This window comes from Bombella saccharophila, assembly GCF_026385475.1.
In the GTDB taxonomy this organism is placed as follows: Bacteria; Pseudomonadota; Alphaproteobacteria; order Acetobacterales; family Acetobacteraceae; genus Bombella; species Bombella saccharophila.
The window spans coordinates 881,452-906,028 of the sequence record NZ_JANIDW010000001.1 but is presented as its reverse complement, the minus strand read 5'-3'; the positions used below and the strand labels follow the sequence as shown (position 1 = coordinate 906,028).

Annotated in this window: 37 protein-coding genes and 1 tRNA gene; 12 read left to right on the top strand and 26 right to left on the bottom strand. The window is 55.8% G+C overall.

Annotated features, from left to right (window positions below; genetic code table 11):
• Positions 1 to 2 precede the first annotated feature (2 nt).
• The 22 genes from NQF64_RS04170 to NQF64_RS04070 form a co-directional block, all read right to left on the bottom strand.
• Positions 3 to 443, bottom strand: coding sequence for a phage tail fiber protein (locus NQF64_RS04170; RefSeq protein ID WP_266106548.1), 441 nt, complete (start codon positions 441 to 443; stop codon positions 3 to 5).
• Complete coding sequence (locus NQF64_RS04165) at positions 443 to 1,600, bottom strand: DUF3383 family protein (RefSeq protein WP_266106547.1); 1,158 nt, start codon at positions 1,598 to 1,600, stop codon at positions 443 to 445. The genes NQF64_RS04170 and NQF64_RS04165 overlap by 1 nt, the downstream gene beginning before the upstream one ends.
• Positions 1,597 to 2,178, bottom strand: a complete 582-nt coding sequence (locus NQF64_RS04160; RefSeq protein WP_266106546.1) for a phage neck terminator protein — start codon at positions 2,176 to 2,178, stop codon at positions 1,597 to 1,599. The genes NQF64_RS04165 and NQF64_RS04160 overlap by 4 nt, the downstream gene beginning before the upstream one ends.
• Positions 2,127 to 2,519, bottom strand: a complete 393-nt coding sequence (locus NQF64_RS04155) for a hypothetical protein (protein ID WP_266106545.1) — start codon at positions 2,517 to 2,519, stop codon at positions 2,127 to 2,129. Before NQF64_RS04155 ends, NQF64_RS04160 begins: the two co-directional genes overlap by 52 nt.
• Positions 2,512 to 2,982, bottom strand: a complete 471-nt coding sequence (locus NQF64_RS09015) for a hypothetical protein (RefSeq protein WP_407651797.1) — start codon at positions 2,980 to 2,982, stop codon at positions 2,512 to 2,514. Before NQF64_RS09015 ends, NQF64_RS04155 begins: the two co-directional genes overlap by 8 nt.
• The gene (locus NQF64_RS09010; protein WP_407651796.1) at positions 2,979 to 3,416 is read right to left on the bottom strand and encodes a DUF4054 domain-containing protein; all 438 of its coding nucleotides are present in this window, start codon (positions 3,414 to 3,416) and stop codon (positions 2,979 to 2,981) included. Before NQF64_RS09010 ends, NQF64_RS09015 begins: the two co-directional genes overlap by 4 nt.
• Positions 3,416 to 3,826: a hypothetical protein gene (locus tag NQF64_RS04145; protein ID WP_266106543.1), complete on the bottom strand. Its 411-nt coding sequence runs from the start codon at positions 3,824 to 3,826 to the stop codon at positions 3,416 to 3,418. The genes NQF64_RS09010 and NQF64_RS04145 overlap by 1 nt, the downstream gene beginning before the upstream one ends.
• Before the next feature lie 2 nt (positions 3,827 to 3,828).
• Positions 3,829 to 4,878 carry a DUF2184 domain-containing protein gene (locus NQF64_RS04140; protein WP_266106542.1) on the bottom strand — a complete coding sequence of 350 codons (1,050 nt, stop codon included), beginning with the start codon at positions 4,876 to 4,878 and terminating at the stop codon, positions 3,829 to 3,831.
• Positions 4,879 to 4,895: 17 nt separating this feature from the next.
• A complete protein-coding gene (locus NQF64_RS04135; protein ID WP_266106541.1) occupies positions 4,896 to 5,384 on the bottom strand; it encodes a structural cement protein Gp24 in 489 nt (162 codons plus the stop codon).
• An 11-nt stretch (positions 5,385 to 5,395) separates the two neighbouring features.
• The gene (locus tag NQF64_RS04130) at positions 5,396 to 6,655 is read right to left on the bottom strand and encodes a DUF2213 domain-containing protein (protein WP_266106540.1); all 1,260 of its coding nucleotides are present in this window, start codon (positions 6,653 to 6,655) and stop codon (positions 5,396 to 5,398) included.
• 7 nt (positions 6,656 to 6,662) lie between these two features.
• Positions 6,663 to 7,463 (bottom strand): phage minor head protein, encoded by an 801-nt coding sequence (locus tag NQF64_RS04125; RefSeq protein WP_266106539.1) that lies wholly within the window; start codon positions 7,461 to 7,463, stop codon positions 6,663 to 6,665.
• Positions 7,463 to 8,908 carry a phage portal protein gene (locus tag NQF64_RS04120; RefSeq protein WP_266106538.1) on the bottom strand — a complete coding sequence of 482 codons (1,446 nt, stop codon included), beginning with the start codon at positions 8,906 to 8,908 and terminating at the stop codon, positions 7,463 to 7,465. The genes NQF64_RS04125 and NQF64_RS04120 overlap by 1 nt, the downstream gene beginning before the upstream one ends.
• Before the next feature lie 197 nt (positions 8,909 to 9,105).
• Positions 9,106 to 10,359 carry a PBSX family phage terminase large subunit gene (locus NQF64_RS04115; protein ID WP_266106537.1) on the bottom strand — a complete coding sequence of 418 codons (1,254 nt, stop codon included), beginning with the start codon at positions 10,357 to 10,359 and terminating at the stop codon, positions 9,106 to 9,108.
• Positions 10,334 to 10,786 carry a terminase small subunit-like protein gene (locus NQF64_RS04110; protein ID WP_266106536.1) on the bottom strand — a complete coding sequence of 151 codons (453 nt, stop codon included), beginning with the start codon at positions 10,784 to 10,786 and terminating at the stop codon, positions 10,334 to 10,336. Before NQF64_RS04110 ends, NQF64_RS04115 begins: the two co-directional genes overlap by 26 nt.
• Positions 10,779 to 11,279 carry a hypothetical protein gene (locus NQF64_RS04105; protein WP_266106535.1) on the bottom strand — a complete coding sequence of 167 codons (501 nt, stop codon included), beginning with the start codon at positions 11,277 to 11,279 and terminating at the stop codon, positions 10,779 to 10,781. The genes NQF64_RS04110 and NQF64_RS04105 overlap by 8 nt, the downstream gene beginning before the upstream one ends.
• A complete protein-coding gene (locus NQF64_RS04100) occupies positions 11,276 to 11,920 on the bottom strand; it encodes a hypothetical protein (protein ID WP_266106534.1) in 645 nt (214 codons plus the stop codon). Before NQF64_RS04100 ends, NQF64_RS04105 begins: the two co-directional genes overlap by 4 nt.
• A gap of 111 nt (positions 11,921 to 12,031) precedes the next feature.
• Complete coding sequence (locus NQF64_RS04095) at positions 12,032 to 12,676, bottom strand: hypothetical protein (RefSeq protein WP_266106533.1); 645 nt, start codon at positions 12,674 to 12,676, stop codon at positions 12,032 to 12,034.
• Positions 12,669 to 13,580, bottom strand: coding sequence for a hypothetical protein (locus NQF64_RS04090; RefSeq protein ID WP_266106532.1), 912 nt, complete (start codon positions 13,578 to 13,580; stop codon positions 12,669 to 12,671). The genes NQF64_RS04095 and NQF64_RS04090 overlap by 8 nt, the downstream gene beginning before the upstream one ends.
• A 412-nt stretch (positions 13,581 to 13,992) precedes the next feature.
• Complete coding sequence (locus NQF64_RS04085; protein ID WP_266106531.1) at positions 13,993 to 14,223, bottom strand: hypothetical protein; 231 nt, start codon at positions 14,221 to 14,223, stop codon at positions 13,993 to 13,995.
• Entirely contained in the window at positions 14,220 to 14,477 is a 258-nt protein-coding gene (locus NQF64_RS04080) for a DUF2312 domain-containing protein (RefSeq protein WP_266106530.1), read from the bottom strand. Before NQF64_RS04080 ends, NQF64_RS04085 begins: the two co-directional genes overlap by 4 nt.
• Before the next feature lie 11 nt (positions 14,478 to 14,488).
• Complete coding sequence (gene ssb / locus NQF64_RS04075; protein ID WP_266106529.1) at positions 14,489 to 14,962, bottom strand: single-stranded DNA-binding protein; 474 nt, start codon at positions 14,960 to 14,962, stop codon at positions 14,489 to 14,491.
• Positions 14,962 to 15,204, bottom strand: a complete 243-nt coding sequence (locus tag NQF64_RS04070; RefSeq protein ID WP_266106528.1) for a hypothetical protein — start codon at positions 15,202 to 15,204, stop codon at positions 14,962 to 14,964. The genes ssb and NQF64_RS04070 overlap by 1 nt, the downstream gene beginning before the upstream one ends.
• A gap of 102 nt (positions 15,205 to 15,306) precedes the next feature.
• Here NQF64_RS04070 and NQF64_RS04065 point away from each other — a divergent pair, with 102 nt between their 5' ends.
• On the top strand, positions 15,307 to 15,522 hold the full coding sequence (locus tag NQF64_RS04065) for a hypothetical protein (RefSeq protein WP_266106527.1): 216 nt from the start codon (positions 15,307 to 15,309) through the stop codon (positions 15,520 to 15,522).
• A 137-nt stretch (positions 15,523 to 15,659) separates the two neighbouring features.
• On the opposite strand, the gene NQF64_RS04060 is transcribed toward NQF64_RS04065, so the two are convergent.
• Positions 15,660 to 15,845 carry a Cro/CI family transcriptional regulator gene (locus tag NQF64_RS04060; protein ID WP_266106526.1) on the bottom strand — a complete coding sequence of 62 codons (186 nt, stop codon included), beginning with the start codon at positions 15,843 to 15,845 and terminating at the stop codon, positions 15,660 to 15,662.
• Positions 15,846 to 16,090: 245 nt separating this feature from the next.
• Between NQF64_RS04060 and NQF64_RS04055 the strand changes: the two genes are divergently transcribed.
• The 10 genes from NQF64_RS04055 to NQF64_RS09005 all read left to right on the top strand — a co-directional run bounded on the left by NQF64_RS04055 (position 16,091) and on the right by NQF64_RS09005 (position 21,244).
• Positions 16,091 to 16,633: a S24 family peptidase gene (locus NQF64_RS04055; RefSeq protein WP_266106525.1), complete on the top strand. Its 543-nt coding sequence runs from the start codon at positions 16,091 to 16,093 to the stop codon at positions 16,631 to 16,633.
• Between the two features lie 39 nt (positions 16,634 to 16,672).
• Positions 16,673 to 17,632: a hypothetical protein gene (locus NQF64_RS04050; protein WP_266106524.1), complete on the top strand. Its 960-nt coding sequence runs from the start codon at positions 16,673 to 16,675 to the stop codon at positions 17,630 to 17,632.
• A 245-nt stretch (positions 17,633 to 17,877) separates the two neighbouring features.
• Entirely contained in the window at positions 17,878 to 18,231 is a 354-nt protein-coding gene (locus NQF64_RS04045; RefSeq protein ID WP_266106523.1) for a hypothetical protein, read from the top strand.
• Positions 18,231 to 18,500, top strand: a complete 270-nt coding sequence (locus NQF64_RS04040) for a hypothetical protein (protein ID WP_266106522.1) — start codon at positions 18,231 to 18,233, stop codon at positions 18,498 to 18,500. The genes NQF64_RS04045 and NQF64_RS04040 overlap by 1 nt, the downstream gene beginning before the upstream one ends.
• Positions 18,497 to 18,823 (top strand): hypothetical protein, encoded by a 327-nt coding sequence (locus tag NQF64_RS04035; RefSeq protein WP_266106521.1) that lies wholly within the window; start codon positions 18,497 to 18,499, stop codon positions 18,821 to 18,823. Before NQF64_RS04040 ends, NQF64_RS04035 begins: the two co-directional genes overlap by 4 nt.
• A gap of 37 nt (positions 18,824 to 18,860) precedes the next feature.
• Positions 18,861 to 19,058 (top strand): hypothetical protein, encoded by a 198-nt coding sequence (locus NQF64_RS04030; protein WP_266106520.1) that lies wholly within the window; start codon positions 18,861 to 18,863, stop codon positions 19,056 to 19,058.
• Positions 19,058 to 19,921 (top strand): PD-(D/E)XK nuclease-like domain-containing protein, encoded by an 864-nt coding sequence (locus tag NQF64_RS04025; RefSeq protein WP_266106519.1) that lies wholly within the window; start codon positions 19,058 to 19,060, stop codon positions 19,919 to 19,921. Before NQF64_RS04030 ends, NQF64_RS04025 begins: the two co-directional genes overlap by 1 nt.
• Entirely contained in the window at positions 19,918 to 20,895 is a 978-nt protein-coding gene (locus tag NQF64_RS04020; protein WP_266106518.1) for a recombinase RecT, read from the top strand. Before NQF64_RS04025 ends, NQF64_RS04020 begins: the two co-directional genes overlap by 4 nt.
• The gene (locus NQF64_RS04015) at positions 20,892 to 21,056 is read left to right on the top strand and encodes a hypothetical protein (protein ID WP_266106517.1); all 165 of its coding nucleotides are present in this window, start codon (positions 20,892 to 20,894) and stop codon (positions 21,054 to 21,056) included. Before NQF64_RS04020 ends, NQF64_RS04015 begins: the two co-directional genes overlap by 4 nt.
• Positions 21,053 to 21,244, top strand: coding sequence for a helix-turn-helix transcriptional regulator (locus tag NQF64_RS09005; protein WP_407651795.1), 192 nt, complete (start codon positions 21,053 to 21,055; stop codon positions 21,242 to 21,244). The genes NQF64_RS04015 and NQF64_RS09005 overlap by 4 nt, the downstream gene beginning before the upstream one ends.
• On the opposite strand, the gene NQF64_RS04010 is transcribed toward NQF64_RS09005, so the two are convergent.
• Positions 21,177 to 22,406, bottom strand: a complete 1,230-nt coding sequence (locus NQF64_RS04010; protein ID WP_266106516.1) for a tyrosine-type recombinase/integrase — start codon at positions 22,404 to 22,406, stop codon at positions 21,177 to 21,179. The two genes, NQF64_RS09005 and NQF64_RS04010, sit on opposite strands and share 68 nt — an antisense overlap.
• Positions 22,407 to 22,559: 153 nt before the next feature.
• Positions 22,560 to 22,649: transfer RNA gene (locus tag NQF64_RS04005), tRNA-Ser, on the bottom strand.
• A 258-nt stretch (positions 22,650 to 22,907) separates the two neighbouring features.
• Here NQF64_RS04005 and NQF64_RS04000 point away from each other — a divergent pair.
• Complete coding sequence (locus NQF64_RS04000) at positions 22,908 to 23,036, top strand: hypothetical protein (RefSeq protein ID WP_266106515.1); 129 nt, start codon at positions 22,908 to 22,910, stop codon at positions 23,034 to 23,036.
• A gap of 189 nt (positions 23,037 to 23,225) precedes the next feature.
• Here NQF64_RS04000 and NQF64_RS03995 read toward each other — a convergent pair whose 3' ends face one another.
• Positions 23,226 to 24,536 (bottom strand): DUF2130 domain-containing protein, encoded by a 1,311-nt coding sequence (locus NQF64_RS03995; protein WP_266106514.1) that lies wholly within the window; start codon positions 24,534 to 24,536, stop codon positions 23,226 to 23,228.
• Between the last annotated feature and the right edge of the window lie 41 nt (positions 24,537 to 24,577).

Sequence of the window (24,577 nt, the reverse complement as noted above, 5' to 3'; positions counted from 1 at the left end):
AATTAAATCCTCGCTGGCAAGACGTTTTCCCACCGAATATGGACGGACCGTTCGTCCAACAGCTCCCCACCGTTAGGGACCGCCGCCATCTCCACGATACAGCCCGAAACGAACGTATATTTCCGGTTCAGGCCGGGCAGTTGGAGCTCCCCATTCAGCTCATAGACTGTCCGGGCCTGCCGTGTGGCCATCTGGATGGCATCGAAGATGTCCCATGTGTTGCTATTGGGAGAGAAGTTCAGCGTCATGTCGTAGGCGGACGGCACGAAACCCTTGTTTAGCTTCCCGTCAATGGACAGCCGGGTATCCGCTAACCGGAGTGCCTGCCCTTCCCATGCCCGGTTAGTAGACCAGTTCTCCAGTCGAACCGGCACATTGAAAAGGGTTTTTACCGTAAGAGTAAAGACGGCATCAGCTGAGGTAATGAAATCGCTGTTACTCATTACTGCACCTCAATGCTGGCAAGGTTAATGGACTGGACGCTTTGACCATCCGTGTACCAAAAGCGGCAGGGCGGGCTTTTTCGAGCGACCCGAATGTCTGCGGCGGCGGTGGAGGCGTTGGGCTGGAAGTACCAACCACGGCTCTTCACCGTGTCGCTGATGGAGGTTCCGGCGGCCCGGTCGATCTGCTGCTTTTGAAGGTCCGTCAGGTTCACGCCGGGGCGGATGGCTCCGAAGCGTAGTGCCTGATTGATGGTGTCCTGCACGGCGGCGGAGATGAGGCCATCCCCCTCTGTGTTGTAGGGAATCTGCCCCACGCTCAGCAGCAGGTTGAGAAGGTCGGACTGGAAGGCGGCATTAAGCCAAATCTGATTGATGTAGCTATCAGCCCAGAGGAAGGAGCCGGACACATTCCCAGTTTCCAGCCATTGGAAGCGGCCAAGTCCGTTGGCATAGGCCCCGTAGAAGTTATAGCCATTAGCGCGCAATGTGGAAGCGGTTACGGCATCTGTTACGGTAGGGGTAAGCAACCCACTGCGGCGGAAGCATAGGTTCGTCCGGCCATTCGTGGCGTCAAAGTCGATGGAGGCCATCCAACCTAGGCAGAAGGCCGCTGCTAGCGGGTCTTTATAGAGCAGGGTGGTGCCGTCGATGTTCTGATCCTGCAACCATGTGCCGAAGCTGGTACTGTTCTGCGAGGCAAGGGCCTTCTCGTCCGTATCCCAGGGCACATACCAGTAGCGGTCAGACTGGCTGCCCGTCCATGTGGCGAAGGCCTGCTTCTGGGCGAGTGTCGGCTCCCATGTTGTGGTGAAGCCTGCGAAATCCTGCGTTTGGCCTGCCACCTCATTCATAAGGGCTGCCGGGTCTGCCTCATGGTCCACTGCTGCTACATAGATGAGTAGGGTAGAGGGGGCGGATGCCGCATTCGTATAGCCGCTGAAATAGACGGCCGCCATGCGGGCCTCTAGGGAAGAGGCTGTGAAGTCAGTCGCCACATCGCTGGCCTGTGTGTAGGTACGCAGCGTCCCAGCGGGGATAGCCCCGCCACTGGCCGCCGTGGTGATGATGAGGCCGTTGATAAAAGAAACCCCGCCAGCTGTTCCAAGCGTGGCGGGGTTGATCTTCACGGTCTGTGAAATGGGGATGGTACTCATTTGGTTTTATCCGTGGTTGTGTGAAGGTTATCAGCCTGCGTAACGGTTTCCATCCCTAGGTGGATGGCGGACTGGCCCGGTTTAGTGACGGAGGCCAGCACATCGGCAACAAGGTCAACGGACCACTGGTCCTCGTACTGTTTTTCAGCCGTAGTGAAGGCGTGTTGGCGCGGGTCGGATGCGTATAGCGGGGCAAAACCGGGCAGATGGTCTCGGAACCATGCTACGGCATCAGCGTCGCGCCACATGGTGTTGATGAGCGAGACCGCATTGCCAGCACCCTCTCCGAAGGTTGTAACCTGCACGCTCAGTTTTTCAGGCTTGTTGAGCGTGACAGATCCATCAGGATTATAACGCCGGCTGTTCGTGGCGTAGCGGTTGCGGCTGACAATCTGCATGATGGCGAAGGGCATTTCCTCGGTGGCCACGCCATTTTGCTGCCCTTGTCGGACAGTCCACGGCGGGGGGAGGATGTTCTGCACGAGCCAATCCCCAATGCCCTTCAGGATGTCGCTCTCGCTAGGCTTTAGTTCGAGGTTTGCCCGTCCTTGATTTGGCGGGTTACTGCTATTTTGCACCAGTCATCACCTCCCCATTGTTCAAGAACCTGCGTCACACGCCAGATGCCGCCGTTAAAAAGGAGAAGGTCACCGCCCGTATCTAGTGGTCGGTTGAGCGCATGAACTGCGCCTCGCATATAAACCGTTCGCATGTCGGCCTGCTGTTCGATGTTCTCAAGAAGCTGGAGGTCGCCCCCTGCGAGGGCCTGAACTTCAATATGTACGGGGATGTCCCGATAGGTGCTGGTTGCACTGTAATCTTCGGCGATGGCCACGCCATCAGAAACACGCAGCACAGCGTCCTGCATGGGATTTACATCCCCCAGCATCCCGGAGGCTGCTTCGAATACGTCAATCATCGCTGTAATCCACCTGATAGCGCACAGATTGCGCCATGTGGCCCGTATCAATTAGCGGTTTGTCTGGTCGCTCGCTGCCCTTCTTAAGCCGCTGCCTGACCGTTGAGGGAGCTAGAGGAGGCTCCGTAATCGCCGCAATCTTCTGCTGCACATCATTGCTAACCGCTGCTCCGAGCCGCTCCAGAGCCTGCCGCGCATCGCATCTAGTCGCTCGTAGAGCCGCCTCAGCCGCACAGGGCCACTGCCTGCTACGCTCGGCTATGGTTGTTCGCATGAAGGAGCGTGCGGGGATACGGTCACTCCCAAACTCCTGCACGGCAGCCACAGTGGCAACGGGTGTTCCGTCCGGGTATGTAGCGTCCCTGAAGAAGCCCACGCTTACCCGCTTGGCATTAGTGGCGTTTCGCTGAACATCATTCAGATACTTGGCCAGTTTGGCCCCGCCTCTCATCCGTGCGCTCATGGGAAAATCCTTGCGGGGTGGGGCCTTCCCGGTGTCATCCGCATCTGGCGGTACCGGGCCGTGGCCTGCCAGTAGGTAAGGCCGTACTGCGTCTGTGTGAACCAGCCCGCATTGGTGGGCAGGGCGGACCCATCGTAGGAGACGGACACGGAGCCACGGGTAGCCGATGCCAGCCGTCCCACGCCCTGCATCCCCGTCGATGAGCCGCTGCCTGCTGCTGTATTGAGACCAAGCTGTGCCTGATGCGCTACGAGCAGCCACAACAGGTCGCGCCGCTCGTCCACATCCTGCACGATGGATTGTGGGCTGTTGTTGAGGAACAGGCATGCCTGTCGGAACAGGAACCCCGTCTGTGGCTCTGCGACTGTGGAGGCCAGCTGCGGGAAGGCGGCGGCCCAGTCGGGATACACGAAATCAACAACACCCTGAGCCATTACTCTCTGTCCGCTTTCTTCACATCACCGGGGAGGGCGTTCTGGTCTGCGCCCTCAAGGCCTGTCTTTTCCTTGGCGAGCTCAGCCACGGCAGCATCAGCCTTGGCGGCATTGGCCTCAGCGAAGACAAGATGCTGCGTCACGAGCTGGTTGCGCTGGTTCTGGTCAAGCCACGCCTTCCAGAAGTCCCCGTCCACCTCAGTGCGTCCGGCACGCCCCAGAAGACGGCCTTCGGCCTTGTGATAAGTCGGATCATGCTTGGCCCCGTTTAGGGTCACGCTACGCAGGGCTACGGCGGCCTGCATCACCGGAGCCTCGGAGGAAGCCCGGCTTTTCAGGCCGTCCAGATCGTGCAGTTCCAGCGTAACGCCGGAGGGCAGGCGACAGAGTACGGTTACGGTATTGGCCATGATTAAATCCCCACCATCGTTACGCAGGCGATCGGGTAGAACCAGATGGTGCCCCATGTGCCCTGGGACTTCTTCTGGCGGATGTAAGAGCTGTAACGCTCCACGGCATGGGCACGCAGTTTGTCGGTGAAAGCGGTCGTGACCGTTTCCTGCCCGTCCACTTCCCGCAGGAAGAGCTGCATCTGCGTTACCTTGCTGAGGCCGCCGGAGAGGGTGCTGCCTGCTTCCGGCAAGGTCTCAATCGTCAGGTTCGGCAGGTTCTGCTGAATCAGCTCACGCAGGGAGACACGGAACTGGTTCGTGTACAGAAGACACTGCTGCCGTTCTGTCGGAATGACGAGAGTTAGCGGGCTTTCCAGCGTGACATTACCGCCCATCTGAACGGAAAGCTGCTGGAAGGCCTTCATGATGTCGTTATAGACCTGCACCGGGTCGGTGGTGCTCATCCAGTCATTGCCGCCTGTAGCCGTACCGGAAGGCGCAATCTTTGGCGAGGGCTGGATGGCGGCTGGCAGAGCCGTGTCGTTAAGTGCGCCACGCAGCTGAAGACCTTCCACACCGAACAGGTTGATGCGGTTGCTCGCTTTGTTCAGGACGGAGATGGACGCCTCGTTCTTCTGGCTAACCCAGTCCAGACGGGCTGCCCCCATGCGTTCCGCCTCCCGTTCTCCCCATTTCGTCCATGTCTGAAAACGGAAGGACTGACGCTGCACCCAGTTAGCGTTGGCACCGCTATCGCCGTTCTGGCTGTAGTCGCCGTAGGAGGCCGTTTCACCGGACAGCTCAACGAATGGGAACTGTGCCGTATCCGTCAGCCAGTCGCCCTTTTGGGCCTGCCCATACACCTCTTCCGACTTGATCGGGGTGATGATGGCCCGTTTGATGTTCGGGTCCGTCCATGTGGAGAAAATGGACGGGATGCCGGAGTTAGGGGCCGTAACGGCACTGTCAAAAGCACCGCTAGACCGGTCCATGACGCCGTGAACACCGAAGTCGCGCCTCAGCTGTTCAAGGGTCACAGAACGCAGATGTGCGTCTGTAGTCTGGTTCATTTTTCTACCTCAGAAGTTCAGGAAAGGGGGCCGGTGATGATGATGTCGCTGCCTGCTGGGCCGCCCTGCGATACGGTCCATCCTGTATCAACGGTGCCCTGCGGCGCATTGTCTGCCGGAGCCGTCTGAATGCTTCCGTCCGTTGTGGCGGCATACACACTGTCGCCACGGTTGGCGGGAGTGCTGGAGCGTGCCCAGTAGTCGCCACCAGCGGAGAGGGTAGCTCCAAAGCCGCCCGGAATGGTCATGGTAGCGGACTGGAGATACTGGGTCGTCAAACCCTGCTGATCGCTGTGGACGAAACCGACAGGCTTGCCCGTACCTGTGTTGGATACGGTAAGGCCGTCCTGATTGACCCATGCGAAGGCGGCGATAGTTAGGCCGGACGGACCAGCACGGAAGCCGGCCTCGGGGGAGATGACAGACCGGCGAGGGTTGGCGGAGGCGATCGTCCCCGGAAAACCCTGCGGCCATGTGTAATTAACGGAACTCTGAAACTCGCTCATTGCGGATTTCCTTACAGTTTGCGGGGGGCTTTGTAGGGGAGGGCGGCACTGTCAGCGGCCATGACTGTCTCGTAGTTGGCACGGATGCTGCGAAGCTGTGCATTGACCAGAGCTTTGAGGCCCGCTTCATTCACGCCCTTTACGCTGTCCATCGCCATGCCGCTCTGTCGCAGGGCGTAGCGATAGACCTGTGCGGCGCTGTCCATGCCATAAACCTCACCAACCAGCGGGCGCACGAGATTGCGGGCGTCTTCTGTGGCCCGGCGCATGGCACGGTCAGCGGCGAGGGCCTTCCGGATGGCGGCATCGGTCGCCATTCCCCGCCTGCGCTCCTTCTCTTCCTCGTCGTCCTCATCTTCCGCCTCAGACTGAGCGCCGGAGTTCGGACCAGTGACCTCTTCTCCGTCATCCTCTGCGCCGCCGCCCTTGAGCATTTCGGCGCACATTTCCCGGCATTTGGAAGCCTGGGCAGGGGTAAATCCCTCCTGCCGCATGAACTCTTCCATTTTGGTCAGGCGGTCGTCCTGCTGCCCGGTCTCATCGTCATCTTCGCCGCCGGGCTTGTCCGTCTCACGATCGCCCTCATCAATCAGGGCCGCCGCTTTTGCCCGGATGGCGTCATCGGAAAGGTCGCCCATGAAGGGGCGCAGGGCTTCGATGACCGGTTCCAGACCGTCCTCATCGCGGGCCGCCTTGTTGTTCATGTCCATCTTGTTCTCCTTGGTTATTGCGCTGTCATTCACCAGCACGTCCGGGCCTGCGCGGCCCTTTTCGACTAGGGCAACATGATTGCCCCGGATGTTAATCATGCGGCCATCATAGGGCTTGCCCTCGTACTGGCCGGGCGTCATATCCGCTTCGTAATTGTACCCGCAGGACAGCTCCCGCTGCTCGCCAGACTGGATGCGCTGGATAGTCGGCCCATCAAAGATGACCATGCCGACCATCAGGTAGGGTGCCTCGAAGCGGGCATTGTCCATCGTGGCCCCAACCGTCAGTTCCCGAGGATGGGCGTCCGCACTGGTTGGCGTGTGGTCCTCCAGAACCGGAAGGGAGTTGAACGTGTCCGCCGCCTTTTCCAGTTCCTTCGGGTCGCGCAGGAGGCGGTACATCTGGTCCGGGTTCAGGCCTAGCCGGGCATGGTCGGGTATTTCCCGACCCAGATACTCGCAGATATTGGCTTTGCTGATGGGGGTGCGCTCTACACGCAGGCGGCCATTATCATCAAAGCTGCGGACAGAGCCGCTACGGTCATAAGCGAGGATGGTCATTTTGTTCTCAATCGTTGTAGCCGGGAATGATGTATTCAGCTCGGCAATGGCAGTTAATCAGCTCGCCGGGCTGGATATACTCGCCCGAGATTTTGCAACCCTCGGCCACGAAGTAGCGGCGGCCATCGGCCTTCACATGGTCTTCGCGAGGGTGACGTCCTCCGCCAACATGCCGCCAGTATGCTTCTTTCAGGCCGATACCCGTTGCCCGTTCTCGCTCCACGCTCTGGTTGATTTTGTGAGACTGGTCACGGGCGATCATAGCTGCTCGCCGAGTGGAGATGCCGAAGGAGGCTTCAAGCTGGGTGGTTAGTTTCCCTAGATTACTGCCGCTGGTAACGGTATTGGTTACCACGGCCTGCACACGGTCCTGATACTGCTCGCCAATGCTCTTGATGAGGGCCACATTCTGCTCCGTGGCGATGCTGAGCTTGCGCTTGAGGTCGGCATCTGGCTTGAAGGTGATGCCAAAGCCAGCCCGGTTCAAACGCCGCCGTAGGTCACCTTCCGCATCGTTCTGACCCCGTTTGATGAAGGTTTCAGCCAACGCCTCAGCTTGTTCGTTGAACAGCTTAGACCATTTGTTACGTAGCTTGCGCAGCACATCACGTAGGGATGTGACAGGATTGGCATCCTGTGCCAGCTCCGGCTCAGCACGGCGGTAATGCACCTGTATCGTCCGCAGGGTATCGCGGTGCATCCGCTTGATGAGCAGGCATATCCGCTCGTAATAGGCTGCCCCTACGCCAGCGTTCACCCGACCTTTAGCCAGTCGAACGGGCTTGCCCGGAGCGCGCAGCTTTGCCATTAGACGCCTTCCATCCCGTCAGTATCACTCTCATCGCCAGAGCTGCCAAAGCTGGGCATATCCTGTTCAGGGATGCCCGGCGCATCGCCAGAGAGATTTACCCCTCTGTAGATACTGGATTGGTCCTGCTCCTCACGCATCCGGGCTTCATCCGGCGTGATTTTTCCGGCCTCGATGTTCACCTTGTCGGTCTCGGCCTTGGTGCGCTCCACCGCAGCAGCTTTCTCATCGTCCAGCTGCCAGAGGTTCACGAAGTCGAAGTCTATGGCGTCATCCACATCACCCCATAGATGCAGCTGCACGAGACGCAGGACGCGCTCCAGCACGGGCCGGAGGTTGTTTTCCTGGAAGGCAGCTATCTCATCGTAGAAGACCCGGATTTCACCCTCGGATGAGGCGTTCAGGCCGTTAGGGGTGATGCCGAACAGTTTGACCAGCGGGATGCCGGGGATGGATGCCATCGCCTCCATTGCCTGCGCTTGCAGGTCAGACAGACCGCCTAGAGGCGTGGCGATAATCGATACGTCCTCATTTTGATGGTCGGCGACAATCGTATCCTGACCCTCTGAGACCTGCTGCATGAAGGCCGCGCGGCCCTGAATTGACGCCTGATTGACGCCCCATTCCATACCCCCTTGGGGTGCGCCCATGTTCCCCGTCATGTCGGTTTTCAGCACCAACTTGGAGAAATTGGCCGTGATGTTGCTGACGCTGTTGCGGGTCCGCAGGAAGTTGTGGACATAAGGGCGCAGCTGCTGGGTGAGGGAGAGGCCGCCAAAGTTGAAGGCTGGTTTGAAGATGTCAGGCACCTCATACGGCACCATCTTCAGCAGCCGGTCCTTGTGGGTCAGACATCCTTGCACCCAGTAGTTGTCCGGGTCATAGAACCCGCTCCGGTAGGGACTGTCGGCATTGTAGTAGTTCGGTGCAGTCCATACCGGGTCAATCCGTTTCAGCCCGTTAAAACTGTCTTTCTCAACCCCATATTTCGTCAGCTTGAGCGGTATATTCTGGCCCGTGGCGTCCTTTGGCAGGCTGCCTACGTCTATCCATGCGTATGAGACGCCATAGAGCAGGCTGTCGAGCGTCATGCGGTACATGAGCCGCCGAACGTCCAGCCGTTTCAGCTCAGCTTCGAGGTCGCTAATCTTCTGCGCCGTATCCTGCGACAACTCTTCACGAGCCGCACGGGCCTCCTCGTCCGTGTCGTACTCGGCTTCGTCAAGATTTTTCGTGGATTTCAGCCTGACCCATTCCCGGGTTGCCTCACGGGCGATGACATCGCACGGCTTACGGAACTCGGCCCGCATGGCCATCTGGCTGAGAAGGGGATAGCCCATGAAGCCAAGGCCATCTGCCATCCACGACTGTAAGGCTACAGCATTCCCTGAGGCGTATGCGCCCAGCGAGGCGGCGACGCCATCCAGTGCGCTATCGAACGCCATCCGCTGCCCTTCCGGCACAACTCCCGGGGCTGGACGGCAGGGGGCGAGACGGACGGCAAGAGGCGGGGCGGCGTCATACGCTTGCCGCTCGACGTGGCGGAAAGCCCTTATAAACGGTTCCTTGCGCTCTGGCCGCACGTCTCCTGCGCTCTCCTGCGAGGGTGCGGGAGTACGTTTAAAAGGCCACATGATGCGTCCTATACGAATGATCGGCGAATGGTTGGCGGCCCTGCGAAGGCGGAGAAGTCCGGCATCGTCCGGCGGTTCTGGATGAGGCCGTCCAGGGCGTAACGAAGGGCGTCGATCCAGTGGTTGTTAGCGTCTTCTATTTTCGGCAGGACGTGCTCTGTCTGGCGGTCGACCTTGTAGGAATACGTCCTGAACTCACGGGCAGCTTTCTCAGCCCGCTCATGAATGCGGATGCCTCGGAAGGCTTTCAGCCGCTCGATCCCATCTTCCACGCTACCCTTCCACTTCTTGGCCGGGCCAATGCGGAATCTGTATTTATTGGCCAGATAACTGATCGTTTCTGGTCGAGCGCAATCGGCCATGATCGGCCATTCCCGTGAACCGGGGACACGATCGAACAAAGCGGGCAGGGCGTCCATTTCAATACCGATGCCGCCTTCTGCATGGTCGATGTGCAGCACGTCGTCCTGAATGAAGCAGCGGACTATGGCGGTAGGGTCTTTTGCGAAACCCCAGTCAACACCGAAGTAGAGCCGGGCATCATCCGGCGTCTCGAAGCGGCAGCCATACTCGACCCTGTTACGAAATATGAGGGCCTCGGTCGTCTGCTGGTATCCGCCTTCCCAGATATGGTCATACTCATCCGGGCGGTTCCTCAGGTCTCGTTCCCGCTCATCGTTTAGAACGGCTGGGAACCACGGGTTATCTGACCAGTTGGCGTTGATAACCACGATCTCCGGGTCGGCATCCGCCTCTGGTGTTCGCAGGAACGCATCTACCGGGTCGGTCTCTTTGGACGGGTTCCAGCTGAACCATATTTCAGAGCCCGGTTTGCGGATGGTGGGCCTTAACAGCTTCATGGAAAAGGCGGAGAGAGACTGCGCCTCCTCAACCCACGCTACGTCAAAACCCTCCAGCGACTTGATAGAGTCTGCCGTATGGTTTTGCATCCCTTGAAATATGATAATCCCATCTCCCGGTGTGCGTATTTCTTTATCCAGCACCTCGAAGCTGTCATCCAGCCCCATGCCGTTGATTTTGTCTTCAACCAGCTGCTTAACAGACATGGCCAATGACTTCTGAATCTCGCGGATGCAGACAGCCCGGAAACCGGGACGCATGAGGGCCTGCTCCACGAGCAGCTCGGCAAAGAAGTGTGATTTCCCGGACCCTCGGCCGCCCCAGACGCCCTTATATCGGGTAGGGCGGAGAAGGGGCTCGAAGACAGCAGGTGTCTCAAGGGCCAGACTGTTCGCTTCCATGATCCGGCCTCACAATGATGCGCCTGATTTCCCGCACGGGGCCGCCGCCCTCGCCAGTATGTTCAAGCGTCTGCTTGTCTCCAAAAATCTTGGGAGCCCGGCGGCCAATGTCCCACTTCTTCATTTCAAATCTCACACGATGAGCGGCGGCGTTCTCAGGGTTGGTTAGCCCCTCCAACTCTCGCACCTCATCAGCCATCAAGTGGCCGCTCATTTCTCGCGCGCGCATGTACTGCTTAAACAGGTCGTCATCCTGATGAATCCATTTCAGGAATGTGGGGCATGACGGGCGGTTTGTTGGGCCGCATATGGCACGAAGGGTCTTACCTTCGACAATCTCCATGAGCATTTCTTCAAAGAGGCCCTTGGAGTAAGGAACACTTGGCCGCTTTGGCCGTGTTGCCTTCTTTACCGGCTTCTTAGCCATAAATCCTGCTCACTTCGGTTGACCTACGCTCATAGCGTTCCCAGCGGGTCATCGCATCTTCTTTCTTCACTGCAATCAGCACACGTTGCAACAGGTCGGCACTCACGCCGTCCTGTCGGGGGCGCAGACATTTGAGCTGTAGCCGGAACGTGCGACAGCGGACCTTGTTGCCAACCATCACGCCCATCATTAGGCAGTCAGACATCGGCACCGGCACGTCAGAACGGTGGGCATGTCGGGGACGATGTAGGACACGACAGAGCACGGCTGTATCGCCTTTCACCCCCACCACAATAGCCAACAACCCACACGGGCCAGACACAACACTCCCGCGCTCAATCCGGCGTGCGGAGAGAGGGGCGGGGCGGGGCATGGGAACCTCTGAAGGCAGAAAACCCCGCTCGGATTTCAGGTCCGGCGGGGCGTTGTCGTATAGGTGATGAAGGAGGGTAGATACAGAAATCGAATCGTGACAATTTTCTACTGTTATCATGCAGTCGCTGTCAAGGCATGTTTTGGCCTGCCTAATATTTTTTCTCCACGTGCGATCAGTTGCCTCATGCCGGGAGCCGCTAGATTGAACTGCCGGCAGAGTGGAGGCAGGGACGGACAAGAGCGATAAAGCCGCGCCGCAGCAATGGCGCGACCCGCCTCACTTTTGCGCTGTTGTTTCCAGAAATCAGCCAGCATAAGCAACGCCGTTTGACATTCCGTGGAGGCCTTATGATTTCTTTGCCTTTCTTTTAAATGCGGCCAGTGATAACGCCCTATGGCAGCGAATGACCAGCTGTAGGCCAGCATCTGGACCAGCAGGCAATGACGTTGATAGCCCGCGTGTTGCCAGAATCCTTTGATAGGACGCCACGCCTTACCGCGTAGGGCATTGAAGGTGAACACATCACCCGGAACCGGTGGCTGGCCGCCATTTTTCATAGCATCACAATATCCATTCACGGCTAGTTCCCAGTCCGTTATCCAGCGGGCGGCTTCTGCGATGACATCATCACCCACCCGTGGGCGTAATACCGCTAGCGTGTCTGACCGGCGACGTTTCCGCCCGTATTTTTCCCAGTCCGGCTTTCTCATGCGTTCGCGTGTTGGCCCTGTCATTGTGCTGCTCTCCTTTTCGTTCATTATTTACAATTTGCGCGGCCGTAATTAGTCATGAGAGCGTCTCTATCCTCTGGATTGGTAAATTTGTTCGGGGGATTTGCGGCGTGTAGAAAGGCATCTCTAATTGGAGCATTATTCCATCGCTGTTCGTTTGCTCTTAAACCGGCTTAACGTGCTGCTGAGTTGCCGCTGGAGCTGGTCGCTCTGCTCGCTGGTGAGCTGGAGCGGCTCCGTGGCGTCATCCTCTGGCGGCGGGGCGTATCCCAGCGTGAATCGTTTCCCGTTGTCGTGGGTCACGATCAGGCGCACCTTGCTGATCTTCCGCTTCCATTCTGCGGCCCGCTCCTCGGCCAATTCGAGTAATTCAGCCGGGGTCGGCATCCACTTGAACCGCTTGAAACAGGCTCTGGCGAACCCATCCCCGAACGCACAGCATGGCGAATCTTCCAGAGCCATTTGGGCCGCTGCAATCCTCAACCCTAGCGTTTCCTGATCCAACGGCTTCACGGCAATAGCGTTCAGCGATTGATGCAGTTTCACCAAAAAATCCCGCAATTCTTCCGGTTCTGGGGCGGCGAGATACTTGGCTTCCATCGCCTCGGCGGTTTGTCTTGCCTCGGCCACAACAGCACGGGGCAGGTAGGGCAGCCGGCTTGCATCCGGCGCATCATCCTGAGCCCGAATAGCCTCTACCAGAACCGGGCTGTACTCGATCTGACCGCCCCGTATCATGGCGAGGAACTGCGAGTTTTCAGATGTTTTTAGCTGGTTAGCCATTGGCTTGACCTTTCAAAAAATCCAGAGAGGCCCGGCGGTTTTCCTCGTCTCGGCTCATGGGGCGGGGGAATGGTGCGACGTTGGAATGGTTGGTGTTGTTCAAAAATCGCTCTTGCCGACGGTCTGCGCTGCGACGACACCATGTCCGCCATGTGGCGGCCCAATCCAGTTTCACCCCGCCGGCACCCGGCTTGGAGTGCCAGTAGTCCCGGAAATCATCAGCTTCTCGCTGCGGGTCGAGGCTGCGCTCGGTGGCGTAGTCGATCAGCTCCTGAGATGGTTGCCAGTTGTCGGGCAGGCGATGCCCCCGCTTGGACGGTGGAGATTTTGTTTTCGGGGGAGCGGCCGGATCGCTTGCGTGCGCCTCTCGAACGGAGTGAGAGAGTATATCCTCTTCCTCTTCCTCTCCTCTTCCTAGGGGAACTGGTTCCGAACTGGTTCCGAACTGGTGGGGAACTGATGGGTAAGAGGTGCCATTTTTATCGGTACTGCTGGGGTTCCAGTTGCGAACATTGGGATAATTGTTTTCCTTATGTTCCTCCCCAATGCTCGGCACGTTCTCTGTTGCGCAGAACTTTACGATCTTTCCCGGCATCGGGAATTTGCGGTTTGGCTTCTTGGGTGACTGCCACTTGCCGAAGTTGCGAATTGCTCCAATGATCTGGCCATCAGCTTCATATTGACGGATGACGCCAATCTTGAGCAGCTCAGACAGAACCGCTTCAGCATCGACGTTGTGCATGGGCATCAGGCGGGCTTTAAGTTGGCGTGGCTTCCATGCGAATGCTCCGCCATCGTCAGCCTCATTCCAGAGGCCGATCATGAAAAGCTGGGCCTGCATCGACATCTCGAGCGTGGCTTCATCGGTCCAGAACCCTGGATGAATGGATCTTATGCGGGCCATTTTCAGTCCCTCTCAATCTCTGTTATTGTGACCACGGTTTTCTGTTCACAAAGACGGCATTTCACGGCGTGATATTCAGCTGTCATATGAGCTGGACTGTCATCCGCAATTATGCCCAGCCCCCGCTTGTTCCTCTGGCTGCCCCCCTTGCCCATGACCGGCGTTGTCAGGCAGTCGATGAGCTGCTTCCCACCTCCAACCAGATTATCGTAGTCAGGGGTCCCTGCGCTGTGCCGTTCGATAACGACGTGCGCTTTCTGAAACGGTTCACGTGGCATCCCGGTGGCTCCCCCGATTTGTTCCAGTATCGCGCCCCTGATAGCTGCCTGCTGGCGCTTTCTGACACTCCAGTGCGCCCGTAGAGAACGGTTCAGAAGCGGGTATGGTGCAGGAAGGATAAAACTGATACGTCTCACCGGAACCGCCCTTTCTCATCACGTCTCCGGCGTGCGAGGGCATCGTCTCGCTGGGCACGCAGGCGGCAGTTCTGTGCCAGAAGGGCGTCCCTGTCCTCTGCCAGTTTGCGGTTGTAGGCCATTTCGGCAAACAGTCGCTCTTCTACACCGCTGAGGGCCAGTTTCAGGGCGCAGTTTTCAGCCCTGATCCGGCCACGGCGGGTCACGATAAAATCCAGAATACTCATATCCCGAGTGCCCTCCGGTAGGCGTCTAGGATGGTCTCCTGTTCCTCCACCTCAGCCGGTTCCTGCTTACGCAGCTTAAGCAGCTGCTTGATTACCTTGACATCAAACCCAGCTGATTTTGCTTCCGTGAACACGTCCCGGATGTCAGAACCCAGAGCCTTGCGCTCATCTTCCAGACGCTCGACACGTTCGATGATGGAGCGGAGCCGGTCAGCGGCGATCCCACCCACGTTATTGGTTGTTTCATTGTTCATTGTGTGCTCCATCAGAAAGGAATTTCGTCATCCAGCTGCTGGTTCCCATACCCGTACCCGGCAGCATCGCTCATGGAGTTGCCGCTCTGGTAACGCTGGGTGCTGGTCTGGTTGCTGGCCTGTGCGGGCTGTCCCTGACTATCGAGCAGCACAAGACTGCCACGGAAGCGGTCAATCACCACCTCGGTCGTGTGCTTCTCTACGCCCTGCTTGTCCGTCCATTTGCGGGTGCGGAGTTCGCCCTCAATGTAGACCTTGCTGCCCTTGTGCAGGTAGCGTTCGGCAACATCACCGACACGCTCATTGAAGATAGACACACGGTGCCATTCTGTACGGTCCCGCCGCTCACCCGTGTTGCGGTCGTTCCATGTGTCACTCGTGGCGATGGCCAGATTAACGACCTTGCTACCGGACTGGGTATTGCGGACTTCCGGGTCTCGACCCAGATTGCCCACGAGGATCACCTTGTTGACGCTGCCTGCCATTATGCGTCCCTCCGGCGTTCCAGCTCATCGTAGGCAACACGGCCCATCAGCTTCATGAGCGGTGTCGGGATCACACCAGCGTTGATGGCGGCAAGGTCAGAGTCCGGCAGCTGGCAGAGGAATGTTCTGGCCCGTGGCTCTACCAGAGCAGGGCAGCCATGCTTCCGTAGTTCGTCATCGGTAGGGCTGGGGAAACTGCCACAGTCACGCCGTTCTTCCTGCTCGGTAGGGCCGTCATGCACGACGCAGCCTGACTGATAGCAGGCGTGCCCTGCTACGCTCCCTGTGCACCCGGCGGAGTACGAGTCCGCCGGGTGCTGTTTATCAACTACAGGAGTGGAATCATGGCTAGAACGTCCAAAGAGAGTGGAATGACCAGAGAAGACCTGATCTGGAACGTCGCCAGGGCCATTGCCAGAGCGAAGAAGAGCGCAGATGGCAGAAACTGGGTGGTCATCGATCCTGATTATACTGATTTTAATGCGACCAGGGATGGAGTGGTCGAAATTTTCAAGACGGCTGTTGCGATCGTCGATGGCAAAGCCGATCTGCCCTCTTAAGTAGAGGTCAAACAGGGCAGCGGAGGCGATGATTCTTTCCGCTGCCCACGTCTGTCCTTTCCCCGCCTCAATCGCCAGCCGCAGGCTTTCGATGGACGGCTTGATACGCACCTCATCGTGCGCTTTCTCGTTCTCGCTCATAGCGCGCTCCTTTGGGTGGGGTGTTTACGGGTCGCCAGTTTCAGCAGCGTGGAAACCGGGGTTTTGGTTAGGCGGGAGACATCCTGAATCCGGGAGAGCGGCACACGCTTCCACTGGCAAACGGCCTGCGAAGTGATGCCAAGCTGGCGGGCCATGAGTACCGGGCCGCCTCCTTTCCTCACGATCTCCTTGATCTGTTTGTTGCTCATGAAAGCGAATGTAAGAAATAATTACCAAAAGAGCAATTTATAATTACGGTGAAACGGGTATTTTTTTGAGATAGGATGAAAGAATGTCTTACACGGATGAACCGTTTTCCTCCTTCCTGGTCCGCTCTATGGCGGCGGCCAAGCTGACAAATCAGCAGGTTGCTGATCGTTTCGGTATAAAATCTCAAGCTGTAAGCCAGTGGAAGAGCGGCAGGAATATGCCGAAATCGTCCATCATTGATGAGGTCAGACGGTATCTTTCTGATGCGGCGGCCTCCGCTCCTTCAGCCTCCCACATGGCCCATCCCAAGCAAAGCCAGCTAGACGGCACTTATGGGCTGGTGCGGATCCCTGAGTATGATGTGCAGGCTGCGGCTGGCGCAGGGCTGGAGGTGCCCGACTTGCAGGATGCCTCCAGAATATGGACGCTGCCCAGAAGTGCCCTGGCTGGGGTACGGGCCACCTCGCTCAATAATCTGGCCATTGTCACGGTGGCCGGTGAGTCCATGATCCCGGATTATCTTCCGGGTGAGAAAGTCCTTGTTGATGTAGGTGACCGTATCGTCTCTCACGACGGGGCCTACATCATCCACAATCGCTACGGTCTGGTGGTGAAGATGGTCCAGATTATTCCCGGTTCCTCCCCTGAGCAGGACGTCCTCCGCATCATCAGCAAGAATCCTGACTATTCTCCGTATGACCAGCCCGTGGCGGACGTGATGATACAGGGCCGGGTGGTCGGGAAGTGGGTTTGGAAGTAGCCAACTTCTATCTGAGAATCACGGGTTAAGGGATGAAAGATGAAGGTAACGATTGTTCACAAGGCTAGTGCAACCAATAATGATTTGGGACAGAAGCAAGGGAATCTTTTCTCTCTTGTTGAAGAGGAAATTAACTCTCTTGGAATGGGGGTTTTAAGTGATGGAACGCCGTATCTAAATCAGAGAGGGTTAGCGCATATTTGTGGGGTAAAGAATGCTCATATTGGCACTATAAGCAGTCAGTGGAATGATAATGAAAAGCCAAGAATAGAAAAAATAAAGGAAATATTGAAACAAGATGTTGGCACTGTTCCTGATTTTCCTCATGTCGAAATAACACATGAAGGACGAAGCCACTATTGTTACCCAGTTGTCATCTGTCTAGCTGTTTTGCAGTATTATGCGTTTGAGGCTGGAGCTAATTGTCAAAAGGAAGCTAGAGATAACTTTAGAAAGATGGGGGGAGACTCTCTTAGTAGATTTATATACGAGCAAGTTGGGTATAATCCTAAGGATGTATCTAAGGCTTCTTTAGATCCATGGCTTGAACGGTTGAAGTTGAATTATAAATCCGCTCCAGATGGATATTTTTCTGTATTTAATGACTCAAGCGACCTTATATATGAAATGATACAGAAAGGAATAGAGGTTAATAAGTATACTGTACCAGATATATCTATTGGAAAACATTGGTCTTCTTATTGGCAAAAAGAAAATCTTTCTCAAGTTTATGGCGAACATCAGGAATGTTTACATTGGTACCCCGAGTCTCATCCTCAGTCTTATTCCAATCCTCAGAGGATCAAGTGTTATCCAATGGAGGCGTTAGGGTGTTTTAAGACATGGCTTAGAAAGGAATATGTGGAAGGTGGGAAGCTTGTGGAGTATTTTCGCGGAAAAGAGAAGCGGAAAGCTTTGCCTGAGGGCTTGTTTGGAGAGTTGGCACTGGCGTTTCCTTCAAATATTGCTTCTGCTCCGGATATTGCTGATAGAGAGTGATATACCCGGCAAGGGAATCAATTAAAAATGGCGGTAAACTGCCAAAAATTTGATTTTTCCCTTGTTTTGGGAATCAGTGATGCCAGCCGCCCTTCGGGGCGGTTTTTTTGTGCGTGGTTCCTGGGGGATTATAGCTCTACTTTCAGGCGCTTACAAATTTTTGAAACTTTTAATTACTTTTTGCTTGCGCTTAATGTAAGTTTTAATTACATTCACCTCACACCACACAAACACGGAGGTGAGAGGTGGATAACAACAGAAATGCAGCCCTAATCCGCATCAAAGCAGCCCATGACGAGCTGGAGATCGTGTCAGAGGGAACAGGGCTGACGATCAGCGAGCGCAACGAGCTGACGAACGCCATGCTGGCACTCGACAACCTGATCGACAGCCTGACCTACCCATACGAGCGCAATGAGCCGATCACAGAAGCGTCATTCCCACAGATCGGGCCGTTCAATACAGCCGCTCTGACCGAGGCTCTGTCTAGCCTCTCAATCCGCAGCGAACAGGACTACCCTCCCGCCAATCCAGAGCGGGTCCGACATGTCGAGATTGGGACAGGGCCTAGCGTGATTACGGCACGGAGGGTCGGGTGATGAGCAAAAAATACGAACTGACTGATGATACGATCGAGCATGACGGGCGCACCCTGTACCGCATCCGTGCCTTGGTAGACATCCCTGCTATCGGGGTCTCTGCGGGCGATTTGGGTGGATACGTGGAGTCTGAAAAGAATCTGTCCCATACCGGGGATTGCTGGGTGCACGGGAACGCTAGGGTTCGTGGAAACGCCTTTGTGAACGACAATGGCTTTGTTGGCAGCAATATGATCGTGAACCAGGTTATTTATGGAGAGGTGCAATGAGCCTTATCTCCGAGCAGATAGCCCACCAGAACCGCCCGACTGACAACGGACTGCTAGAGCGTGTCGAACGGGACCGTCATCCGTCGTCATTCGCCCTGCTGGCCCTGATAAGCCGTGCGGCTGACATTCTGGAAAAGAATGACACTCTCAATGAGAGGGTGGAGGATGAGACGTGGATTACGTTCGACGCTCTCGATAAATTGCGGGGGAAGTTGAGTACCATTCTCTACGAAGATGAGGCAGGAATTACTGCTGCGAATAAGCAGCTTGACTCAATCTATACCTATTACGACATGCGCCATGCCGAGGCAGTGGGCAAGTAACGCCTGTTAAGGCCAAGTAAAACTGGGAGTTTTTGAGATGCTGAAAAATGCAAACGGGGAAAGTGCGTCCCAAATTGATGAAGCGCGGCTGCTGCGCAAGCTGGCCCAGAAGGTCATTAATGATGGCCTTGTTTATGTCCGCCAAGGGGACCTCCAGAAGGCGCAGAGAGCAGAAGAAATCGCAGGGATGCTCCTCGATGAGGCTCGGGCTGTTCTGGAAGAGAGGAGGCTGTGATGGCTACAATTACCGAGCCCGGCATTTACGACCTGACGAATGAAGAATACCACGCAGACCCGTGCGAGCCCATGAGTCTGTCCGCGTCAGGAGCAAAGCAATTGATTCAAAGCTGCCCAGCTCGTTTCATCTACGACCGTACGCACTCTCGTGGTGTAAATAGAAACTTCGATATTGGCACGGCTTCTCATCTGATGGTGCTAGAGCCAGAAAAATTCGACAGCTCTGTCAGCATAGTGGAGGCAGAAGATTGGCGGAAAGCCACGTCTCGTGATGAAGCCGACCGAGCGAGGGAAGAAGGGCTAATTCCGCTCTTGAGAAAGGAGATTGATTCTCTCCAAGCCGCGCGCACTCGCCTCTGGGAAGAGCCGTTGGCTCGTATGGCCTTAACGGGCGGGGATGCTGAAAAGTCCTTATTTTGGCAGGATGAGGGAACGGGCATCTGGTGCCGCATCCGTCCGGATTACATCCCTAAAGGGGGTAAGCGGTTGTTCGATTACAAGACGGCCATATCCGCTTCGCCTGATGATTTTGGCAAGGCAATTTACCGAAATGGATATCACCAGCAAGCTGCCTGGTATCTAGATGGCTACGCTGCTGTGACAGGGGATAGACCGGATGAGTTTTGGTTCATCGTACAAGAAAAAACACCCCCTTATCTGGTCGCGTTTTACCGGATGGACCCTCTCAGTATCGAGATAGGCCGCGTTTTAAACCGCAAGGCGATAGGCATTTTCAAGTGGTGCCTTGAGCATGATGAATGGCCCGGATACGTCCCGGAAATTGGCGAGAAAGCACGGTTTTTTGACACGCAGCCCCCGGCCTGGCTGGTGAGGGAATACGAGGAGGAGATGGAACAATGAGCAATTATCGCAGCCAGGCCCCGGCCAAACTGACATCGCAGCAGTTCGCGCAGGAATTCAGCAAGATTGTTCCGCAGGTCAAGCAGCTGCTTCCGGAGCATGTCACGTTCGAGAAATTCGAGCGTGTGGTGCGGATGGCGGTCAACAAGAACAAGGCGATGCTGAATTGCACCCCCCAAAGCCTGTTCGGGGCCTGCGTCCAGGCAGCGGCAGATGGCTTGCTCCCTGACGGACGGGAAGGGGCGATCATTCCCCGCAAGGGGCAGGCCTGCTGGCAGCCCATGGTGGCGGGCCTGATGAAGCTGGCCCGGAACAGCGGGGACATAGCCAGCATTTCGGCGCAGGTTGTGTTCGAGGGGGAGAAGTTCCAGTTCCTGCTGGGGGATGAAGAGCGCATCGAGCATGAGCGCGACCTGACGAAAACCGGCGGCCGCATTGTCGCGGCCTATGCCGTGGCGCGCCTGAAGGATGGCTCGGAGCCAATCCGGGAGGTCATGAGCTGGCAGCAGATCGAGCAGGTGAAGCTGGTGAGCATGGCCCGCGAATCAGGGCCGTGGAAGGACTGGCCGGACGAGATGGCCAGAAAGACCGTCATTCGCCGCCTGTCGAAGCGGCTGCCCATGAGCACTGACAAGGAATATTCCGCCGATAGCCGGTTGCAGTCCGCCATTGAGCGCGTGGACAGCATGGTCCAGCTGAATGGCACCCGGGCTGCCAGCCCTACACCGGCCATTGAGGCACCTGACGAGTTCGCGCAGGCAGCCAATGGAATTACCCATGAGGAAGGCAAGACGCCGTCCCTGTTTGATCAGCTGCGCGCTGCGACAACCGCAGATGAAGTGTCTGCCCTGTCCGATGCTGTGCGTGAGGAAATCGACAAGGCCACGGTGAACGGAGACGAAGATTTGGCTAACGATTTGGACAACGCATTAGAGGAAGCGCACCGGCGTACCTATCAGGAGGAGACGCCATGAGCGATAAAAAGACATCTCGCATCATCTGCTGGATAACGCCTTACGCCGCAGAGAGTTTAGGGCGCGTCAAAGGCGATTTCCCGCGGTTTATTGCTGTAAGCGTCACACGCACGGAAACGCATACAGTTGCTCTTTGTGCTGATGAAGGGGGGAAACAATGAGCGGACAGGTATATATTTCCGTCGCGAAGGTGGCAGAGATCGTGGGGGTTGATAAATCAACAATCTGGCGTTGGAAAAGGGCCAAGAAGTTTCCAGCCCCTACGATACAGACCGGAGGTTCTACGCGCTGGTCGGAGAAGGTGGTTCGGGATTGGTGCTCTGGTAAAGCAGAAAGCGAGGGGGCTTGAGCCCCTCGCTTAATAGATCGCCCCATTCCTGCAATATTTCTCGCCGTTCATCCAGATACTGAGCCCGGTTATAGACAGCGGCCACTTTATCATTTTTTTCATGAGCCAGAATAAGCTCAATGAATGCGCTCTCTTTGGGGCGGCGCGTGTTCATTATTGTGGACATGGACGACCTGAACCCGTGCGGACAGTGGGTTCCCTGATAACCAGCTCTATTCAGACAGTAACCTATAGCGTTCCCTGATAGAGGTCTGTTGATGTCATGTTGAGAGGGGAATAGATAAGGCGCATCCCCTGTCAGGGTTCGTAATACTTCCAGAATCTCTAAAGCCTGTCGTGACAACGGCACAACATGAGCCCTCTTCATCTTCATGCGAGCCGCGGGGATTGACCAGATCACCCCGTTTATCTCGTCCCAGCGTGCCCCGCATACCTCACCGGGCCGCACTCCTGTTAGGGCTAGAAACCGCAATGCCAGAAAGGTTGTCGGGCGTGCCGGACGGCTCTCTACATCAGCGAATAATTGATGAATGGCGGCAATATCCGTTAAGGCCGGACGTGGGCTGTGAACCACGGGAAGCAGAACGCTTTTGAGGTCCCGGGCTGGGTTAGTGTCCGTCATTCCATGCGCAATAGCGTGTGAGAAGATAGCGGAAATGCGCTGACAAACGCGCCTACTGGTTTCAATAGCGGAACGCTTCTCCATATCCCTGATTACGGCCAGAACCATAGGGGGCGTAATCTCGGCAACTGGGACATTCCCCAATTTCGGCCAGACAAATTGCTCCAACGTCTTCTTGACCTGCCCTGCGTGCTTGGCGGTCCATCGGGGCGTGTTGATGCGCAACCATTCCTCGCCGATTGCCTGTAGGCGGTTAGCAATCCCTGCAGCAGCAGCCTTTTCCTGCTTGCGGGTAACATTTGGATCACGACCCGTTCGCAGGTCGGCCTTCGCTTTATCCCGTGCTTGCCGGGCTTGGGATAGAGAAACGGCTGGATACGGGCCGATTGATAAGGTATTCTCTTTCCCGCCTATCCTGTATCGGAACTGCCAGAGTTTTGAGCCATTGGGCAGCACTCTGATAGCCAAGCCGCCTGAGTCGGCTTTTCTATAGGGTTTCTCTTGGGGTTTGAGGCGTTTTACAGCGATGTCAGTCAGCATTTACCCACCGTAGCGGTTTTTTGCCCGCAAATATACCCACACTTATGCGCCATTGTATGCGACTAATTGCAATTTATAGCAACAAATGAAGATTGTTTTTTGGCTGTTTTCTGCGTTTTCTGAAACCCATTGCCATGGGATGAAACGCATTGATGGCGGATGGGGTGGGATTCGAACCCACGGTACGCTTCCACGCACGCTGGTTTTCAAGACCAGTTCCTTAAACCACTCGGACACCCATCCAATCTGCGGCTGTTGATACTGTCTCACGCGAATAGCGTCAAGCGGTGTTCGCGGTATGGGGGTATAAAGGGTAAAGAAAAAGCCACCCCGTTATAGAGTGGCTTTTTCCGTATATCCCCGCGAGGGCGAGGAACGTTCGGCCCCAATTGTATTCAATGGGCCATCCCTGCGCAGGCAGGGAACGATGAAGGTGTTAAAAGATGCGAGTTTATCGTGATAGGAGCATTAACCCATATCGCCGGAGCATTATGCTTCAATATGGAGGAGCATAGACATAACATCAATATCGCTATGATGATTGCACTAGGCATCAGCCATGACGATGTGTTAGAAGAGACGGAACGCACTTTTTTAGAGTGGTACTGTTTGGACATTATTACCTCTTGAAGGTGTGGGCGGATCAAGAACTGGAACTTCTTGGTCCGCTTTTTTTATGGGCAGCGGGATTGCTGTCATGAGCGCGATTCCTATCACGGTGGATTTATCCCGTCAATGTATGATTTTTATATAACTCGATATAGAAAGTTTCTATTTCGATTGTATTCAACTTGTATTTTTGTTTTGGGTCAGAGGTTATTACTCTCCCTTCAGAGCCGCAAATTGCGCCTTCATTGTTGCATTGCCGCGTGTGAGTTTTTTGATGGTGACGTCCTGGGCTTTGTCATTGGCAAGGCGGAGGTTGTTGCCCGAACTCAGCAGGTTTTCTTTGATTTTCTGAAGGTGGGAGATGGATTTATCAATCTCCTCAATCGCTTTGTTAAACTGCTTATGGGCGAGGTCGTAATTGCGGGAGAAGCCGTTTTTAAATGTCTCCAGCTTCTCCTCAAAATTGGTGACATCAATGCTTTGCTGGCGTGTGAGTTCTAGCTCTCTCTTATAGGTTAGTGCATTGGTGGACGCGTTGCGGAGGAGGGAGATAATGGGGAGGAAGAATTGCGGGCGGATGATGTACATCTTCGGGTAGCGATGTGAGACATCTACAATGCCTGTGTTATATAGCTCATTTTCTGGCTCTAGCAGGGAGACCAGCACGGCATATTCGCATTTCTTCTCCGTGCGGTCTTTGTCTAACTCTTTGAGGAAATCTTCATTCTTCTTTTTGGTGGCTGTGCTGTCATTTTCGTTCTTCATTTCAAACATGATGGAGAGGATTTCCGTTCCGCTTTCATCCATATCGCGGAAGATGTAATCGCCCTTACTGCCAGAGCGCGCGTCATTATCTTTCTCAAAATACGCGCGCGGGAAGGCCATAGCGCGGGAGCGGTTAAACTCTACCTCGCAATGCTGCTCCAACGTTTCCCCAACCATTTTGGTGGAGAGACGGGCCTTCATGTCCTTTAGCCGCTCGATGTGGTCGTCACGGTCCTTTAGCTGCAACTCGTAACGCTCTTTTAGTTGCGTGGTGGCGAGGCGGCTTTTGAGTTCAGCTTCATTTAAGGTGTTTTGTAGGGTGTCACGTTCTTTCTGAATCGCGTCCACCGCCTTCGTAATAGCAAGCTCCTGCTCTGTTTTGCTTGCTGATAGCTTGGCTTGGAGGGCATGGATTTCCCGCTCCTTAGCTTGCACAGCCTCTTGTAGCTGGGCCTTCTTTTCTGCTTCAGCGAGGCGGGCGGCGGCTTGCTGGTCGGCTTCATGTCGCTCAAGCTGGTTTTTAAGGGCTTGTATTTTCGCATCACGCTCATGAAGGGCCTGATTCATCTCACGCTCGGAGGCCAGCTTAGCGCGCTCGGCAACAAGACGTTCCTCCTGGGCAGCAGCTTCCAACTTTTCATGCAGGGCCTTGGAGAACTCCTTATCGCGCACTTGTTTAACAATGTCAGCATAGCCTGCATTATCAAGCGAGAACGTCTCATGGCAGTGCGGGCAAGTAATGTTATGTGCGGTCATGGAGCAGCTTTCAGAAGGGGGGGAGGGTTAGAGAACGCGTG